Origin of the sequence: Corynebacterium lemuris (genome assembly GCF_024919295.1) — a bacterium.
GTDB classification, from domain to species: Bacteria; Actinomycetota; Actinomycetes; order Mycobacteriales; family Mycobacteriaceae; genus Corynebacterium; species Corynebacterium lemuris.
Map to the genome: position 1 here is coordinate 342404 of NZ_JANWTC010000001.1, position 15168 is coordinate 357571.

The 15168-nt window shown below is 66.5% G+C and carries 15 protein-coding genes; 10 read left to right on the forward strand and 5 right to left on the reverse strand.

Features of this window, described 5'->3' with window-relative positions:
* The first annotated feature begins 8 nt into the window (after positions 1-8).
* Both NYP18_RS01680 and NYP18_RS01685 read left to right on the forward strand, forming a co-directional pair.
* Complete coding sequence (locus tag NYP18_RS01680; protein WP_259426756.1) at positions 9-1463, forward strand: glycosyltransferase; 1455 nt, start codon at positions 9-11, stop codon at positions 1461-1463.
* A 2-nt stretch (positions 1464-1465) separates the two neighbouring features.
* Complete coding sequence (locus NYP18_RS01685; RefSeq protein ID WP_259426384.1) at positions 1466-3211, forward strand: glycosyltransferase family 39 protein; 1746 nt, start codon at positions 1466-1468, stop codon at positions 3209-3211.
* A gap of 9 nt (positions 3212-3220) precedes the next feature.
* Here NYP18_RS01685 and NYP18_RS01690 read toward each other — a convergent pair whose 3' ends face one another.
* The 4 genes from NYP18_RS01690 to NYP18_RS01705 form a co-directional block, all read right to left on the reverse strand.
* Positions 3221-3478: a metal-sensitive transcriptional regulator gene (locus NYP18_RS01690; protein ID WP_126120243.1), complete on the reverse strand. Its 258-nt coding sequence runs from the start codon at positions 3476-3478 to the stop codon at positions 3221-3223.
* A 51-nt stretch (positions 3479-3529) separates the two neighbouring features.
* Entirely contained in the window at positions 3530-5143 is a 1614-nt protein-coding gene (locus NYP18_RS01695) for an FAD-dependent oxidoreductase (protein ID WP_259426385.1), read from the reverse strand.
* 13 nt (positions 5144-5156) lie between these two features.
* A complete protein-coding gene (locus NYP18_RS01700; protein ID WP_259426386.1) occupies positions 5157-5285 on the reverse strand; it encodes a DUF8730 family Cys-rich protein in 129 nt (42 codons plus the stop codon).
* A 256-nt stretch (positions 5286-5541) separates the two neighbouring features.
* Positions 5542-7248, reverse strand: a complete 1707-nt coding sequence (locus NYP18_RS01705) for a long-chain-fatty-acid--CoA ligase (protein WP_259426387.1) — start codon at positions 7246-7248, stop codon at positions 5542-5544.
* 69 nt (positions 7249-7317) lie between these two features.
* Between NYP18_RS01705 and mshA the strand changes: the two genes are divergently transcribed.
* The 4 genes from mshA (at position 7318) to NYP18_RS01725 (ending at position 11357) form a co-directional block, all read left to right on the forward strand.
* On the forward strand, positions 7318-8586 hold the full coding sequence (gene mshA / locus NYP18_RS01710; RefSeq protein WP_259426388.1) for a D-inositol-3-phosphate glycosyltransferase: 1269 nt from the start codon (positions 7318-7320) through the stop codon (positions 8584-8586).
* Positions 8587-8657: 71 nt separating this feature from the next.
* Positions 8658-9404, forward strand: a complete 747-nt coding sequence (locus tag NYP18_RS01715; protein WP_259426389.1) for a phosphoglyceromutase — start codon at positions 8658-8660, stop codon at positions 9402-9404.
* Positions 9405-9414: 10 nt separating this feature from the next.
* Entirely contained in the window at positions 9415-10668 is a 1254-nt protein-coding gene (locus tag NYP18_RS01720; protein ID WP_259426390.1) for a sensor histidine kinase, read from the forward strand.
* Complete coding sequence (locus tag NYP18_RS01725; RefSeq protein WP_126120237.1) at positions 10665-11357, forward strand: response regulator transcription factor; 693 nt, start codon at positions 10665-10667, stop codon at positions 11355-11357. Before NYP18_RS01720 ends, NYP18_RS01725 begins: the two co-directional genes overlap by 4 nt.
* Here the strand turns inward: NYP18_RS01725 and NYP18_RS01730 are convergent.
* Positions 11339-12235, reverse strand: coding sequence for a DUF3109 family protein (locus NYP18_RS01730; protein WP_259426391.1), 897 nt, complete (start codon positions 12233-12235; stop codon positions 11339-11341). The two genes, NYP18_RS01725 and NYP18_RS01730, sit on opposite strands and share 19 nt — an antisense overlap.
* A gap of 34 nt (positions 12236-12269) precedes the next feature.
* Between NYP18_RS01730 and NYP18_RS01735 the strand changes: the two genes are divergently transcribed.
* The 4 genes from NYP18_RS01735 (at position 12270) to NYP18_RS01750 (ending at position 15110) form a co-directional block, all read left to right on the forward strand.
* Positions 12270-13220, forward strand: coding sequence for a Ppx/GppA family phosphatase (locus tag NYP18_RS01735; protein ID WP_259426392.1), 951 nt, complete (start codon positions 12270-12272; stop codon positions 13218-13220).
* A gap of 1 nt (position 13221) precedes the next feature.
* Positions 13222-13929, forward strand: a complete 708-nt coding sequence (locus NYP18_RS01740) for an Rv0497 family membrane protein (protein ID WP_259426393.1) — start codon at positions 13222-13224, stop codon at positions 13927-13929.
* Positions 13930-13955: 26 nt separating this feature from the next.
* Positions 13956-14768 (forward strand): pyrroline-5-carboxylate reductase, encoded by an 813-nt coding sequence (gene proC, locus NYP18_RS01745; RefSeq protein ID WP_126120233.1) that lies wholly within the window; start codon positions 13956-13958, stop codon positions 14766-14768.
* Positions 14769-14918: 150 nt separating this feature from the next.
* Positions 14919-15110: a helix-turn-helix domain-containing protein gene (locus NYP18_RS01750; protein ID WP_126120232.1), complete on the forward strand. Its 192-nt coding sequence runs from the start codon at positions 14919-14921 to the stop codon at positions 15108-15110.
* The last annotated feature ends 58 nt before the right edge of the window (positions 15111-15168 follow it).

Below are 15168 nucleotides of genomic sequence, written 5' to 3' on the forward strand. Positions count from 1 at the left end.
TGAGTTCCATGCACACGGGCAGCCACCCGGTCCTGCCCCTTGAGGCTGATGCGCAGCAGAAGAAGGCCGCACTCATCGACGCCATTGACGGTCTCCGGGTGCGGGACCCGCTGCTGTCGGCTGCGGTGGCCTTCACCAGGAACCAGCAGGTCCTCTTCCTCTCACTGGTGGTCATTCTGGTGGCCGCCATCGTTTTCCGGCCGTACTGGGCCTTGATCGGCGTCGCGGGGGTCTGCACTTTCATATATCTGGTGACCCTGCTGGACCGGTTCATCATGTTCTCCCGTGGGCTGCGGGCGGACGCGATCCTCCGGGTCTCCGATGAGGAGGCGCTCGCCATTGCGGAGGAGCGGTTGAAGTCCTATACGGTGCTTGTACCGGCCTACGGTGAACCCGAGGTGATCGCCCAGCTGCTGGATGCCATGCGCCAGTTCGACTACCCGCGCCACCTCCTCCAGGTCCTGCTCATGCTCGAGGAGGATGATCTGCCCACGATTGCGGCGGCGGAAGCCGCCGGTGTGGACCAGGTGGCCACCATCATCAAGGTTCCACCCGCCCAGCCGCGAACCAAACCGAAGGCCTGCAACTACGGTCTGCACTTCGCCACGGGGGAGATCGTCACCATCTTCGATGCGGAGGACATGCCCGACCCCCTGCAGTTGCGGCGGGTGGTCGCAGCCTTCGAACGCTCGGCCCCCGGAACAGTGTGCATCCAGTCGCGGCTGTCGTACCGCAACGCCCGCCAGAACCTGCTCACCGCCTGGTTCACCATCGAATACGACGTGTGGTTCAACTTCCTCCTGCCCGGGGTGATGCGGATGAACGCCCCGGTTCCTCTCGGGGGGACCTCGAACCATCTGCTCACCAGTGTGCTGCGCGATCTCGGTGCGTGGGACCCGTTCAATGTCACCGAGGACGCTGATCTCGGGGTGCGCATCGCAGCCAAGGGTTACAGCACAGCGGTGCTCGACTCGGTGACGTGGGAGGAAGCCAACTCCGACACTATCAACTGGCTGCGCCAGCGTTCCCGCTGGTACAAGGGATACCTGCAGACGTGGCTGGTGTACATGCGCAGACCCGGCTGGCTTGTCTCCGAGCTCGGTCTCATCCCGGCGGTCCGCTTCACCTTCCTCATGGCAGGCACCCCTGTCATCGCGGTGCTCAACCTGCTGTTCTGGTATCTCTCCCTGACCTGGGTGCTCGGACAACCGGACACCATTGCCGCGATGTTTCCGCCGGCGGTCTACTATCCGGCTCTGGTCTGCCTGGTCATCGGCAATGCCGCCACTATGTACATGAACCTCATCGGTTGCCGGGAGGGCCGTGACCCGCTGCTGGTCATCGCAGTGCTGACTTTTCCGCTCTACTGGCTGCTCATGAGTATCGCGGCGTTGAAGGGGACGTGGCAGCTGATCACGCGGCCCTCCTACTGGGAGAAGACCGCCCACGGACTGGAGGCCTGAGCGTGGCCACCACCCGCAGTACTCCGCGTCTGCCGCTGCTCTCCCCGGTCCCGCCCACCACGACAGTGCCGGGTTTCCCTGAGCGGAGAGGCTGGCGGCGCCAGGCCGACGTGGCCTTCGTGTTCTATCTGGCCGTCTATCTGGTGATGGCGGTGTGGCTCGCCCTCGATGTCGGCTATGTCCTGGGGGATGCGCTCTCAAGGACCCAGGGCGCATTGTCCGTGCTCTACTCCCGTAACCCGGACCTGTCGGTGATCGGTTTCATCTTCACCCCACTGACGACCATCGCCCAGCTCCCTTTCGTCGCGCTCTCCCCGTGGGTGCCGGAGCTGACCCGCGCCGGGCTGGCGGGGGCGGTGGTCTCGGCGCTGTTCATGGCCGGGGCGGTGCGTGAGGTGTGGCTGATCGCGGGCGAGAGGAATGTCCGTCACTGGTTCGCGGTCTGCGCAACGACTCTGTTCGCCCTGAATCCTATGATCGTGCTGTACGGCGCGGTGGGGATGAGTGAGGCCCCTTTTGTATTCGCCACCCTCTGGGCCACGCGCCGGCTGATCAGGTGGAGCTCCACCGATGACGTCCATGACCTCATCGCCGCGGGTTTCGCCCTGGCTCTGGCCTTCCTGGCGCGTTATGACGCCCTCGTCATGGCGTTCGCGGCGATGCTCACTGTGGGTGTCCTGGCATGGTTGGGCAGGCGGCGGATCGGGCGGACCGACTGCATCGGCTTCGCGGTCCTGGACATGATCGTCCTGGTCTGGCCCATCGGATTGGCCTTCCTCACCTGGACGGTGTCCAGCTGGCTGACCACGGGGGAGCTGCTGGCCCAGTTCACGTCCACCGCGGGTAACGCCGCGATCATCGCGGCGGCCGGGGGAGGTGCCACCGGGCTCCCGGCGCTCTCGGAGGCCTCCTTCCGGTCCTTCCTTGTGGCGCCGGCCCTCCTGGGGGTGCTGGCCGTGGCGGTGGTGCTGTCGGTCCGCCGCCGGGACCCGGAGACGGTTTTCCCTGTGGTGATGATGTTGACCGTCATCGTCTTCCAGATCGTCACTTATGCGGCGGGCTCGACCTTCGGGCTGCTGCGGTTTTTCATCGCGGGCATCCCGTTGACGATCGTCCTGCTCATCCAGCTCCATGCCCCGGCCGGACGTTTCCGCTCACTGCGGCCCGGCGCCACCTACCGCGACCGCTCGGCATTGGTCCCCCTGACGCCGGCGGTGGCGGTCACCATGTCTGCCCTGGCGCTGTCCGGGACCCTCCTCACAGCAGGGGCGATGACCAGCCAGAAATGGGCACCGCAGGAGTTCGCGCTGCGGCAGGCGGTGCCCGGGGTTGATACGGGCACCCTGGCAGAACAGGGGGACAGAGAGCGGGTGCTGAGGACGTTCAGCACGGAGGCCCACATCGCGCGGCACCTGGATGCCATGGGTCTGGACGAGGGTGAGGTCCTGGTCTCCACCACCTACGGTTTCGCCGTCCTCACTGCCTCGGAGAATCAACGGCAGTTCGTGATCCCCTCCGATACGGACTTCATCACGGTCCTCAACCGACCGGCGCAGAGCGGCGTACGCTTCCTGCTGGTTCACCCGGCGGAGGGCCGCGGTGCATTGGACCCGGTCAACCTACGTTATCCGGGCATCTATGAGACAGGCAGCCACATCGCCACTCTCGAGCTGGAGTTTCCCAACCAGGGGGAGGGGCAGCCTGACTGGCGCCTGTACCGGGTGCTCAGCACCCCGGACTCCCCTTAGCCCGGCGGATCAGGCCAGGGAGAGGAACATCTTCTCCAGCTTCTTCTCGTCGTAGGCGTCCGGTTCGTCGGTGAAGCACTTCTTCATGCCGGTGGCCACGACGAGGTAGCCGGCCCGGTCGATGGCCTTGGCCACGGCGGCCAGCTGGGTGACCGCCTCCTCGCACTCGTGGCCCTCCTCGAGCATCCGGATGACGGCGTTGAGCTGCCCTGCGGCGCGCTTGAGCCGGGTGGTGGCGGGCTTGGCTTCCTCAGGGGTGAGCTTCATGCCGGTTTTCTCCTCGATTGTCAGTTCCGTGGTCAAAGGTGTGCAACCACTCTAACCCTGATCGTGCGGGGCATATTCCCAGGTCATGAAACCACCGTCGAGGTTGGCGGCTTCAACGCCGTGGTTCTCCAGCAGCGTGACGGCGACATGGCCGCGCAGGCCAACGCGGCAGAAGACCAGCGCCCGGCTGTCGCGGAGCTCCTCAACCCGTTCCCGCATCTCATCGACCGGAATGTTGACGGCACCGGGGATGGTGCTCTTCGCGAACTCGCCCGGGGTGCGCACGTCGACGAGCATCCAGCCGTCGGCGACCATCTCCTCGAGCTCGTGCCACTGCACGGTGCGCTCGCCGGCGACCATGTTGTCGTTGACGTAGCCGAGGAAGTTGACGGGGTCCTTCGCGGAACCGAACTGCGGCGCATAGGCCAGCTCGAGGTCCGCCAGGTCGGTGGCGTTCAGTCCGCCGCGCATGGCGGTGGCGATGACGTCGATGCGCTTGTCCACACCCGCCATGCCCACCCCCTGTGCGCCCAGGATGGCGTTGGTGTCGGCGTCCACCACCAGCTTGAGGTGGAGGGTCTCGGCGCCGGGGTAGTAGCCGGCGTGGTCGGCCGGGTGGACGTGGATGGCCCGAATGTTCTTCCCGGCGGCTCGTGCCCGTCGTTCGTTCCAGCCCACCGAGGCGGCGGCCATACCGAAGAGACCGACGATGGCGGTGCCCAGGGTCGTGGTGCGGCGCACGTCGCGGCCGGTGATGATGTCCGCGACCAGCCGACCGTGGCGGTTGGCGGTCTGCGCCAGGGGGACGAGGGTGTCCTCGCCGGAGACGGCGTCGGCCTTCTCCGCGGCGTCGCCGAGGGCGAAGATCGCCGGGTCCGAGGTGCGCTGCTGGTCATCCACCTTGATGCCGCCGCGTTCGCCGACCTCAAGGCCGGCCTCGGCGGCCAGCTCGCTGGCGGGGCGCACACCGATGGAGGCGATGACGAGGTCAGCGGGGACGGTGCGGCCGTCGGCGAGTTCGAGGGCGTCGCCGGCGATGGTTTTCGTGCCCGCGCCGGTGAGGATCTGCACGCCGTGTCCGGCGAGATGCTTCTCGACGATCGCGGCCATCTCCTCATCCAACGGCGCCATGATCTGCGGGGCGCGCTCGATGACGGTGACCTCAAGGTCGCGGTGGCGCAGGTTCTCGGCCATCTCCAGGCCGATGAAGCCGCCGCCGATGATCGCGATGGACTTCACCTCCGGGGTCAGTGCGGCTTTGATCGCGTCGACGTCCTCGACTGTGCGCAGGTGCAGGGCCCGTTCGATACCGGGGATAGGCGGGATGACCGGGGTTGCGCCCGGGGAGAGGACCAGGTGGTCGTAGGCGATCGTTTCGCCGGTGTCGGTGGTGACGGTATTCGCGGCCCGGTCGATGGCGGTGGCACGCGTGTTCACGCGCACGTCCAGGTTGAAGCGGGCCCTCAGGGATTCGGGTGTCTGCAGGAGCAGGGACTGTCGCTCCGGGATGACGCCGGAGACGTGGTAGGGCAGGCCGCAGTTGGCGAAGGAGACGTGGCCGGAGGCCTCGAGGACGATGATCTCCATCTGCTCGTCGCGGCGGCGCAGCCGGGCTGCGGTGGACATGCCGCCGGCGACGCCGCCGACGATGACGGTGGTGGCCATGGTGGGCACCTTCCTATCGTGCGGAGTGGTCGCAGGTGCACCACTGGTCGGCAGCGACCCGGGCACGGACCTGGTCGACGTGCTCACCGCAGCCGGACCAGGTGGTCTTGTTACAGATGGAGCAGGGGACGGGACGGCACATGTTGTTCTCCTGGGGGTAGAGGATGTTGACGCTTTCTAATATACCCCCAGGGGTATATTAGAGGGTAAATTCGGGTTTCGGGGTGGGGCCGCGGGGTGGGGCCGCGCAACAAGTTACCTTGACGCGTCAATCCCAAGGGTGCGAACAGGGACAATGCGCACCGGTGCACCTGCGGTCTGTCAGATATTGCGCACTGGCTCCGGGCGGGTGGTGAGATTTTCAGGCACCCCCAGGCCCCGCCCCCGCCGCAGCCCGGTCAGCGATCAAGCAGACGCAGCAGGTCCTCCTGCACCTCGCGGCGGCGGATCTTGCCCAACTGATCCCGGGCGAGCTCCTCGAAATGGTAGAAGGTGCGCGGGACCTTGTAGCGGGTGAGACGCTCGCGGGCGAAGTCCTTCAGTCCCTCCGGATCGAGGGCGGCACCCTCGCGCAGGGTCACGCAGGCCACGACATCCTCGGAACCGTCCTCGCGCGGACGGCCCACCACCGCCAGGTCGACGATGTCCGGGTGGGCGCGCATCGCCTCCTCGACCTCCGCCGGGTAGACGTTGAAGCCGCCGGTGATGATGACCTCCTTGATGCGGGCCACCAGACGGATGAAACCGTCCTCCTCCATGACACCCACGTCACCGGTGCGGTACCACTCCCCGTGGAAGCTGGACTCCGTGGCCTCGGGCTGATTGAGGTAACCGGGGAATACCTGCGGCCCGCGGACGAGAATCTCACCCTCGGTGCCGTCCGGCAGGGTCACGTCGAGGTCCTCCGGATCGGCGATCCGCACCTCCGTGTCCGGGAAGGGGATGCCGACGTAGCCGGGGCGTCGCTTGCCGTTCATCGGGTTGCCCACGATGACCGGGGAGGTCTCGGTCAGGCCGTAGCCTTCCACGAGGCGGCCGCCGGTGGCGCGCTCCCACTTGTCCACGGTTGACACCGGCAGGGTGGCCGCACCGCAGAAGGCGTTGCGGATGCCGGAGATGTCCACGTTGTCCTGCTCGGCAGCCTCGACGATCTTCTCGTAGAGGGTCGGCACACCCGGCAGCCAGGTGGGGGTGTGTTTCTTGATCACGTCCATGATCAGCGGGATCCGGGGCGCGGGCAGCAACACCATCTCACCGCCGATGTACACCGACAGGGTGCCCACCATCGTCAACCCGTAGGCGTGGAACATGGGCAGTGCGGCCAGCATCCGTTCGTCCTGCTCACCGAGGCCGGGCACCCAGCTCTTGCCCTGCAGCAGGTTGGCGAAGAGGTTGCCGTGGGTCAGCTGCGCCCCCTTCGGCGCGCCGGTCGTGCCGGAGGTGTAGAGGATCAGGGCGATGGAGTCCCGGGTCACTGACGGCTCAGAGGCGATGTCCTCGCCCTCACCGCCGATGGCGGAACCGATGAGCACCTCCCACGGCACGGTGTTCGGGGCCGGGGAGGACAGGGCCTCCCGCTGTTCCCGGATCTTCTTCACCGGCAGTTTGAGGGCCATCTGCTTGACCTTGGGCATCGCCTCGATCATGTTGACCGAGATAATGGTCTCCAGAGAGGTGGAACCGCGGAGTTTCTCCAGGGTGGGGGCGGCCTTGTCCCAGGCGATGGCCACGCGGGCGCCGTGGTCGGCGAAGGGTCCCGCCAGTTCGTGGGCCGTGTAGAGCGGGTTGTGCTCCACGACGGTCGCCCCCAGCTTGAGCACAGCGTAGAAGGCTGCGATGTGCTGGGGGCAGTTCGGCAGGATGATGGCGACCTTGTCACCGGGTCGCACCCCGAAGGCGCGCAGCCCGGCGGCGGCCCGGCGGACCTGGCGGTCGAGTTCGGCATAGGTCTGGGTACGGCCGAAGAACCAGGTAGCGGACTTCTCGGCGTTGATGGCGAGGTTGTTGTCGTAGACGTCGAGCAACGTTGTGTCGTCATAGTCGAGGGAATGGGGTGTCCACTCCGGATAGTGCTGCAGCCATGCCTTGGTCTCAAATGCCGACATCAGTGCGCCTTCCAGTCAGGTTCCGTGGTGACGACCAGTATAACGACGCGCACACCTATCATTGGAGGCATGCGCGTTGCGATGATCTCCATGCACACGTCACCGCTACAACAGCCGGGTTCCGGCGATGCGGGCGGCATGAACGTCTATGTCCTCAACACCGCACGCCATCTGGCCCGGCAGGGGGTGGAGGTGGACATTTTCACCCGGGCCACCCGGCCCAGCCAGGGTGAGGTCGTGAAGGTGGAACCCGGACTGCGGGTGGTCAACATCGTCGCCGGGCCCTATGACGGACTGGAGAAAGAGGCCCTGCCCACGCAGCTGGCGGCCTTCGCTGGCGGGCTCGTCCAGTTCCACCGCTGCAATGACGTCGACTACGACCTCATCCACTCCCATTACTGGCTCTCCGGCCAGATCGGCTGGCTGCTGCGGGACCTGTGGGAGGTGCCGCTCGTGCACACCGCCCACACCCTGGCCGCGGTGAAGAACGCCCACCGCAGCGCCGACGACTCCCCGGAATCAGAGGCCCGACGCATCTGCGAGCAGCAACTGGTGGACAATGCCGACGTCCTGGTGGTCAACACCCAGGAGGAGACCAATGACCTCATCGACCACTACGACGCCGACCCGGAGCGCATCGCCGTGGTCTCCCCGGGCACCGACACGGAGCTGTTCACCCCCGGCACCGACCGCAACACGGAACGTTCCCGCCGCCTGCTCGGCATCCCGTTGGACGCGGAACTGGTGGCTTTCGTCGGCCGGCTGCAGCAGTTCAAGGGGCCGCAGGTGCTCATCCAGGCCACCGCTGAACTGGTCCGGCGCAATCCTGGGCGCAAGCTGCGGGTGATCATCTGCGGCGGGGCATCCGGAGCGGGGGCCACCGAGCGGCAGTACCTGGATCTGGCGGAGGAGCTGGGGGTGGCGCGCCGGGTGCGTTTCCTGGATCCGCGTCCGCCGGAGGAGCTGGTGACGATCTACCAGGCCGCTGACATTGTCGCGGTGCCCAGCTACAACGAGTCTTTCGGACTGGTGGCGATGGAGGCGCAGGCCTGCGGTACGCCGGTCATTGCGGCCCGGGTGGGTGGTCTGCCTGTCGCCGTCTCCGAGGGGGAGACGGGGCTGCTTGTCGACGGCCACGACACCGCCGACTGGGCGGACGCCATCGAGCAGCTCCTCGACGATGACGACACCCGCCTGCGGATGGCGGGCGAGGCGGTCCTGCATGCCGCGAACTACTCCTGGTCGGCCTCCGCCTCCCAGCTGGCCTCGGTGTATGCCGACGCGTTGAGCACCGAGATCACCGACTGCCTGCCCCGCCGGGAGCGTGCCGGCGGCTGAGGGTGTGGACGGGGGTTGTCACCGGCGTGCGATTCCCGGCGGCACCGGTGCAGGCATGGCATATTAGGAGTATGACCAACGGAAAGCTCATTCTTCTTCGCCACGGCCAGAGTCAGTGGAACAAATCGAACCAGTTCACCGGCTGGGTGGACGTCGACCTCACCGAGCAGGGTGTGGCTGAAGCGATCCGCGGCGGCGAGATGCTCAAGGAGGCCGGCATTCTGCCGGAGGTCGTCTACACCTCCCTCCTGCGCCGCGCCATCCGCACCGCCAACATCGCGTTGAACGCCGCCGACCGCCACTGGATCCCCGTCATCCGGGACTGGCGTCTCAACGAGCGCCACTACGGTGCGCTGCAGGGGCTGAACAAGGCGGAGACCAAGGACAAGTACGGCGACGAGCAGTTCATGGCATGGCGCCGCTCCTACGACACCCCGCCGCCGGAGCTGGCCGATGACGCCGAGTACTCCCAGTCCGATGACGTCCGTTACGCGGACCTGGAGTCCATTCCGCGCACCGAGTGCCTGCTCGACGTGGTCGAGCGCTTCATCCCGTACTACAAGGAGGAGATCGAGCCGCGCGTGAAGAACGGGGAGACCGTCCTCGTCGCCGCACACGGCAACTCCCTGCGTGCGCTGGTCAAGTACCTGGACAACATCTCCGACGAGGACATCGCCGCGCTGAACATCCCGACCGGCATTCCGCTGGTCTACGAGCTCACCGCCGACGGCTCCGTGGTCAACCCGGGTGGCACCTACCTCGACCCCGAGGCCGCTGCCGCCGGTGCGGCCGCTGTCGCCGCCCAGGGCGGCAAGTAGTCTGTAGCGCGTGTCCCCTGTCCTTGCGTTCCTGTTGGGCGTCGTCGTCGCCGGCGTCGCCCTTCCGGCGTTGAACGGGGCGCGTAAGCGCATCATCCGCCACCGTTCCTCAGCGACTCTCGAGGACAACCAGGTCACCACCGTCGGTCAGGTCCTGCATCTGGCCATCCAGGGTTCGCCCACCGGTATCACTGTCCTCGACCAGGGCGGGGATGTGATCCTGTCCAACGCCCGCGCCCATGAGATGGCACTGGTCCATGACCGGTCCGTCAACGATGAGGTGCGCAGGGTCGCGGCGGAGGTGTTCGCGGACAAGGAGACCCGCTCCCTCGACCTGGCGATCCCGAAGCGGCGCACCGGCAACCGTGTCTCGTCGGTACGCGCACTGATCAAACCCCTCACCCTCGTTGATGACCGTTTCGTCATCGTCTACGGCACCGACGAGAGTGAGAACATCCGCATGGAGTCCGCGCGCCGTGACTTCGTGGCCAACGTCTCCCATGAGCTCAAGACCCCCGTCGGCGGCATGGCCCTGCTGGCGGAGGCACTCATGGAGTCGGTGGACGACCCCGAGCACGTCGAATACTTCGGTCAGCGCCTCCATAAGGAGGCCCACCGTATGGCCGACATGATCAACGAGCTGATCTCCCTGTCGAAGCTGCAGGGAGCGGAACCCCTCCCCGAGATGGAGCCCATCTCGGTCGACGCGGTCATCGACGAGGCATTCACCCGTAACCAGGTCGCCGCGGACAACGCCGAGATCACCCTGACCAAGGGTGCCGAATCCGGTGTCCTGGTCATGGGTGATAAATCCCTGCTGGTCACGGCGGTGTCGAACCTCATCTCCAACGCCATCAACTATTCCCCGCAGTCGGTGCCGGTCTCGGTGTCCCAGAAAGTCACCAGCGATGATGTGGTGCTCATCCGCGTCACGGACCGGGGCATCGGCATTTCCCCGGAGGATCAGAAACGGGTCTTCGAACGTTTCTTCCGGGTGGACAAGGCCCGTTCGAGGTCCACTGGCGGTACGGGGCTGGGGTTGGCCATCGTGAAACATGTGGTCGCCAACCACGGGGGTAACATCAAGTTGTGGTCCCGCCCCGGCACCGGGGCCACGTTCACCATCGAACTTCCTATCTATCATCCTGATCCGGCGCCGACGGCGATCCCGCCGGCGGGGCAGGATGAAGAGGCAACGTCCACCGGGCCCCTGCGTCAGGCTGTGTCCCGGGTGGCGACACGTCGAAAGGACAAAGCATCATGACGACCATTCTCATCGTGGAAGACGAGGAGTCCCTCGCGGATCCGTTGGCCTTTCTGCTGCGTAAAGAGGGTTTCGATGTGATCATCGCCGGTGATGGCCCCACCGCGCTCGTGGAGTTCGCGAAGAACGACATCGATATCGTCCTGCTCGACCTCATGCTGCCGGGTATGTCGGGCACGGACGTGTGCAAGCAGCTGCGGACGACCTCATCGGTTCCCGTCATCATGGTCACCGCCCGCGACTCCGAGATCGACAAGGTTGTCGGACTGGAGCTGGGTGCGGACGACTACGTGACCAAGCCCTACTCCTCCCGTGAGCTCATCGCCCGCATCCGCGCGGTCCTGCGTCGCGGGGCAGACAACGACGCGGCAGCCGAGGAAGTCGATGAGCAGGTCCTCGAGGGGGGCCGGGTCCGCATGGACGTCGAACGCCACACCGTCACCGTCGCCGGGGAGCCGGTGTCCATGCCGCTCAAGGAGTTTGACCTCCTTGAGTACCTGCTGCGCAACGCCGGCCGGGTGCTCACCCGTGGCCAGCTCATCGACCGGATCTGGGGTGCTGACTACGTCGGTGACACCAAGACCCTCGACGTGCACGTCAAGCGTCTGCGTTCCAAGATCGAGGAGGAGCCCTCGCGCCCGAAGCAGCTGGTCACCGTCCGGGGTCTGGGCTACAAGTTCGAGGCCTGATCCCGGTTCCGGCTCGCCGGGTGCGGGGCGCTGAGGCCGGCGGCGGCACGGCGTCGGCAGTGGTCGGCGAGGATCCCGTATGAGGGCGCGCCCATCAGTGCGGTGAGTTCCTGCTTCATCGACACCCACACCGGGTCCGGGTGGGTGTGGCAGGAGCTGGAACTGGAGCACCACCAGTCGAAGTCCTCACCGCCGTTGCCCCAGGCGCGGCGGTCGTATTCGCCGATGGTGGTGCGCAGGATCTCCTGGCCGTCGGTGCGCTCCTCGTAGTCCTCGTGGCGGCGCAGCGGGACCTGCCAGCAGACCTCGGGCTTCTCGACGGTCAGGTCACGGCCCTCCGCCACCGCCCACTGGTGGATGGCGCAGCCGGTTCCGGTCGCCCACCCTTCACGGTTGGCGAAGATGCAGGCCCCGCCGACGGTCTTCGTCTTCAGGGAGGGCTCGGGGTCACCGTCCTCGTCGTCGAGTTCGCCCCACTCCAGCCAGGGTTCGAGTTCGATGGCCTCGCCGCTGGCGAGATGCTCGTCCACCCCCTTTGGGCGGTGCTGCCAGTATTTCGCGGGCATGTCGGCGACGGCGTTGTAGAGCTGGTCCCGGTCGGTCTCGTCAGCCAGATAGGCGCCGTGGACGCAGCAGCCGATGTCTGTCTGTTCGAAGTCGATGCCCTGACAGGTATCGGTGCCGAAATGGCAGGTCCAGTGCGATTCGACCCATGTCAGGTCAACGCTGAAGGTGTGTAGCGGATCCTCTGGATTGACGAACTCGAACCATTCTCGGGGGAAATCGGGGGCTTCTTCACCACCGGACAGAATCTGCTTGCCGGCGGGGGATGACTGTGGGAAACCCAGAAAAACCTGGGAGGAACGTGGGCGATTCACACTTCCCCACGCTAGACCGTCTACCCTTGAAGGCGTGCGACTAGGTGTATTGGACGTGGGCAGCAACACTGTCCACATGGTGGCGGTCGATGCCCGCAACGGTGGTCACCCGACCCCGATGAGCGACTGGAAGACGAGTCTGCGTCTCGTGGAGCTCCTCGACAGTGACGGGGCGATCGATGACAAGGGCATCCGACGCCTGACGAAGGCCGTGGCCGAGGCAGCGGACCTGGCGGGCACTCTCGGGTGCCGGGAGATCATGCCCATCGCGACCTCCGCGGTGCGTTCGGCCACGAACTCGGCGGAGGTCCTGGACGCCGTGGAGCGTGAGACCGGCGTCCGGCTGGAGGTCCTCTCCGGGGAGGACGAGGCCCGACTCACCTTCCTCGCCGCCCGCCGCTGGTACGGCTGGTCCGCCGGGCGCATCACCAACCTCGACATCGGCGGGGGTTCCCTGGAGCTGTCGACCGGTTCCGACGAGACCCCCGATGTGGCGATCTCACTCGACCTCGGCGCGGGCCGCTTGACCCACCACTGGTTCGACACCGATCCGCCGGAGCGCAAGAAGGTCAATCTCCTGCGCGACTACATCGACGCTGAACTGGCTGAACCCGCCCGCCAGATGCGCGCCTACGGCGCCGCCGGGCTCACGGTGGGCACCTCGAAGACCTTCCGCACCCTGGCCCGCCTCACCGGCGCAGCCCCCAGCGCCGAAGGCCCCTACACCAAGCGCACCCTGACCGCCCCGGGCCTGCGCCAGCTCATCGCGTTCATCTCCCGCATGACCGCGGCCGACCGCGCCGAGCTGGAGGGCATCAGCTCCGACCGTTCGCACCAGATCGTCGCCGGTGCCCTCGTGGCGGAGGCCAGCATGCGCGCACTCGGCCTGGAGATGATCGAGATCTGTCCGTGGGCACTGCGTGAGGGTGTCATCCTCCGGCGCATCGACAAGGGACTCACCGAGATCCCCCAGGAAAGGAAGTGACATGAGCGACAAACAGTTGACTGTCGCGGAGTTGCTCGCGCGTGCCGGCAGGGAGAAGGAGGGGGAGGAGACCCCCCGACGCCGTCGCCGCAGCCTGGAGGAAGGCGGGATCTCCGTCGCGGAACTGACCGGCTCCATCCCGGCCGTCAAGGAGAAGCCCGTCGAGTCGAAGCACTCATCGGTCCCCATCGACGGTCCGGAGCCGGAATCCCGACCGGAACCGGAGACCGGGGAGGAAGAGACCACGCCTGAGCCGGAGGAGTCGACACCGGCCACCGACCAGACGGTCGTGCTCGACAAGGTCGGGACGGAGCTCCCGGAACCGGAGCCCGAGTCCGCTCCGGAGCAGACCGGTGTGATCGCCCCGGTCGACGCCCCCGAGGAACCGGAGGAGCCGGAGGCGGAGGACGTCGACGCGCAGCTGGCCGGGGAGGAGACCTCCGGGGTCGAGGAGAAGACCTCGCTCACCGGGGTGATCCTCATGACGGCCATCGGTGTGGTGCTCGGCGTGGTGATCTTCAAGGGTTTCGAGATGCTGTGGGAAAGCTTCTCCCGGCCGGTGGTGGCCATCCTGGCTGTCCTCGTGACCGCCGGCATGGTGGGTGTGGTCAAGGCGCTGCGCACCACCAATGATGCCCTGTCGATGGTCCTGGCCGGTTTCGTCGGTCTGTTGATGACCTTCGGCCCCCTGGCCATCGTCATGCTCTGAGCCTGTGTTGTGGCACCCTGGGGTGCATGACAAAAATTGTGGTAATCGGAGGCGGGAAGATCGGCGAGGCGCTGATCTCCGGTCTCGTCAACGCGGGCACTGACCCCCAGTCAATCACCGTGACCAACCGCCGCCCCGAGCGCGGCCGGGAGTTCCGGGAACGCTACGGGGTGCGTGACCTCACCGACAACAGGCAGGCCACAGAGGACGCTGACGTAGTGTTCCTCTGCGTGAAGCCCTACCTGATCCTCGACGTCCTCGCGGAGATCAACGCGGCCGTGGAGGAGAACGACACCGCCACCGTGCTGGTCTCCATGGCCGCCGGTGTGACCTTGGGTGCCATGGAGGAGGCCGTCGTCGCCGGCACCCCCGTCGTGCGGGTGATGCCGAACACTCCGATGCTCGTCGGCCGCGGCATGAACGCCCTTGCCGCGGGCCGCTTCGTCACCCCGGAACAGCTCGACGACGTCACCGGGCTGCTTTCCGCGGTGGGGGAGGTGCTGCCCGTCGCGGAATCTGACATGGACGCTGTCACGGCTCTCGCGGGTTCCTCGCCGGCCTATTTCTTCCTCGTCGCCGAGGCGCTCATCGACGCCGGCGTCTCCCTGGGCCTGAACCGTCAGGTCGCCGAGAAGCTTGTCACCACCTCCGCCGCGGGGGCGGGCATCATGCTCTCCGAGTCCGGCCAGGACCCCACGACCCTGCGCACGAACGTGTCCTCCCCGGCGGGCACCACCGTTGCCGCACTGCGCGAACTCGAGGAATCCGGCCTGCGGGGTGCCTTCTTCCGGGCGACGGAGGCCTGCGCGAAGCGTTCCGCGGAGCTCGGCAACCCCTGATGTGTGGGTGGCCGGGACAAGGGCGGGAGAAAATACGGCACTTAAGTCGCAACCGTCACACAATTCACGCTAAGCTTGTCCAAGCACGTGCGTGTCCGATCTGCGGGAGGGGAAGCCTGCAGCGCGCCACCTGCTGAAGGGTTGATGAATATGGTTAATGCAGACAAAGGAACTTTTCTGACGGTCGCGGAGGTCGCAGAGATCATGCGGGTCTCCAAGATGACCGTGTACCGGCTGGTTCACGCAGGTGACCTGCCGGCCGTTCGCGTGGGACGTTCGTTCAGGGTCCACGAGAAGGCGGTCAACGACTACCTCGACTCTTCGTACTACGACGCCGGATAAGGCTCCCCTCCGCCTGCGGCGCCGGTCACTTCTTTGTGGGTGGCAGGCGCCGCAGGTC

Bases quoted from the DNA above. Each gene is read 5' to 3' on its own strand.
- NYP18_RS01680 (WP_259426756.1), top strand. From the start codon at position 9: ATGCACACGGGCAGCCACCCGGTCCTGCCCCTTGAGGCTGATGCGCAG.
- NYP18_RS01690 (WP_126120243.1), bottom strand. From the start codon at position 3,478: ATGAAGCTCACCCCTGAGGAAGCCAAGCCCGCCACCACCCGGCTCAAG.
- NYP18_RS01695 (WP_259426385.1), bottom strand. From the start codon at position 5,143: ATGGCCACCACCGTCATCGTCGGCGGCGTCGCCGGCGGCATGTCCACC.
- NYP18_RS01700 (WP_259426386.1), bottom strand. From the start codon at position 5,285: ATGTGCCGTCCCGTCCCCTGCTCCATCTGTAACAAGACCACCTGGTCC.
- NYP18_RS01705 (WP_259426387.1), bottom strand. From the start codon at position 7,248: ATGTCGGCATTTGAGACCAAGGCATGGCTGCAGCACTATCCGGAGTGG.
- mshA (WP_259426388.1), top strand. From the start codon at position 7,318: ATGCGCGTTGCGATGATCTCCATGCACACGTCACCGCTACAACAGCCG.
- NYP18_RS01715 (WP_259426389.1), top strand. From the start codon at position 8,658: ATGACCAACGGAAAGCTCATTCTTCTTCGCCACGGCCAGAGTCAGTGG.
- NYP18_RS01725 (WP_126120237.1), top strand. From the start codon at position 10,665: ATGACGACCATTCTCATCGTGGAAGACGAGGAGTCCCTCGCGGATCCG.
- NYP18_RS01740 (WP_259426393.1), top strand. From the start codon at position 13,222: ATGAGCGACAAACAGTTGACTGTCGCGGAGTTGCTCGCGCGTGCCGGC.
- proC (WP_126120233.1), top strand. From the start codon at position 13,956: ATGACAAAAATTGTGGTAATCGGAGGCGGGAAGATCGGCGAGGCGCTG.
- NYP18_RS01750 (WP_126120232.1), top strand. From the start codon at position 14,919: ATGGTTAATGCAGACAAAGGAACTTTTCTGACGGTCGCGGAGGTCGCA.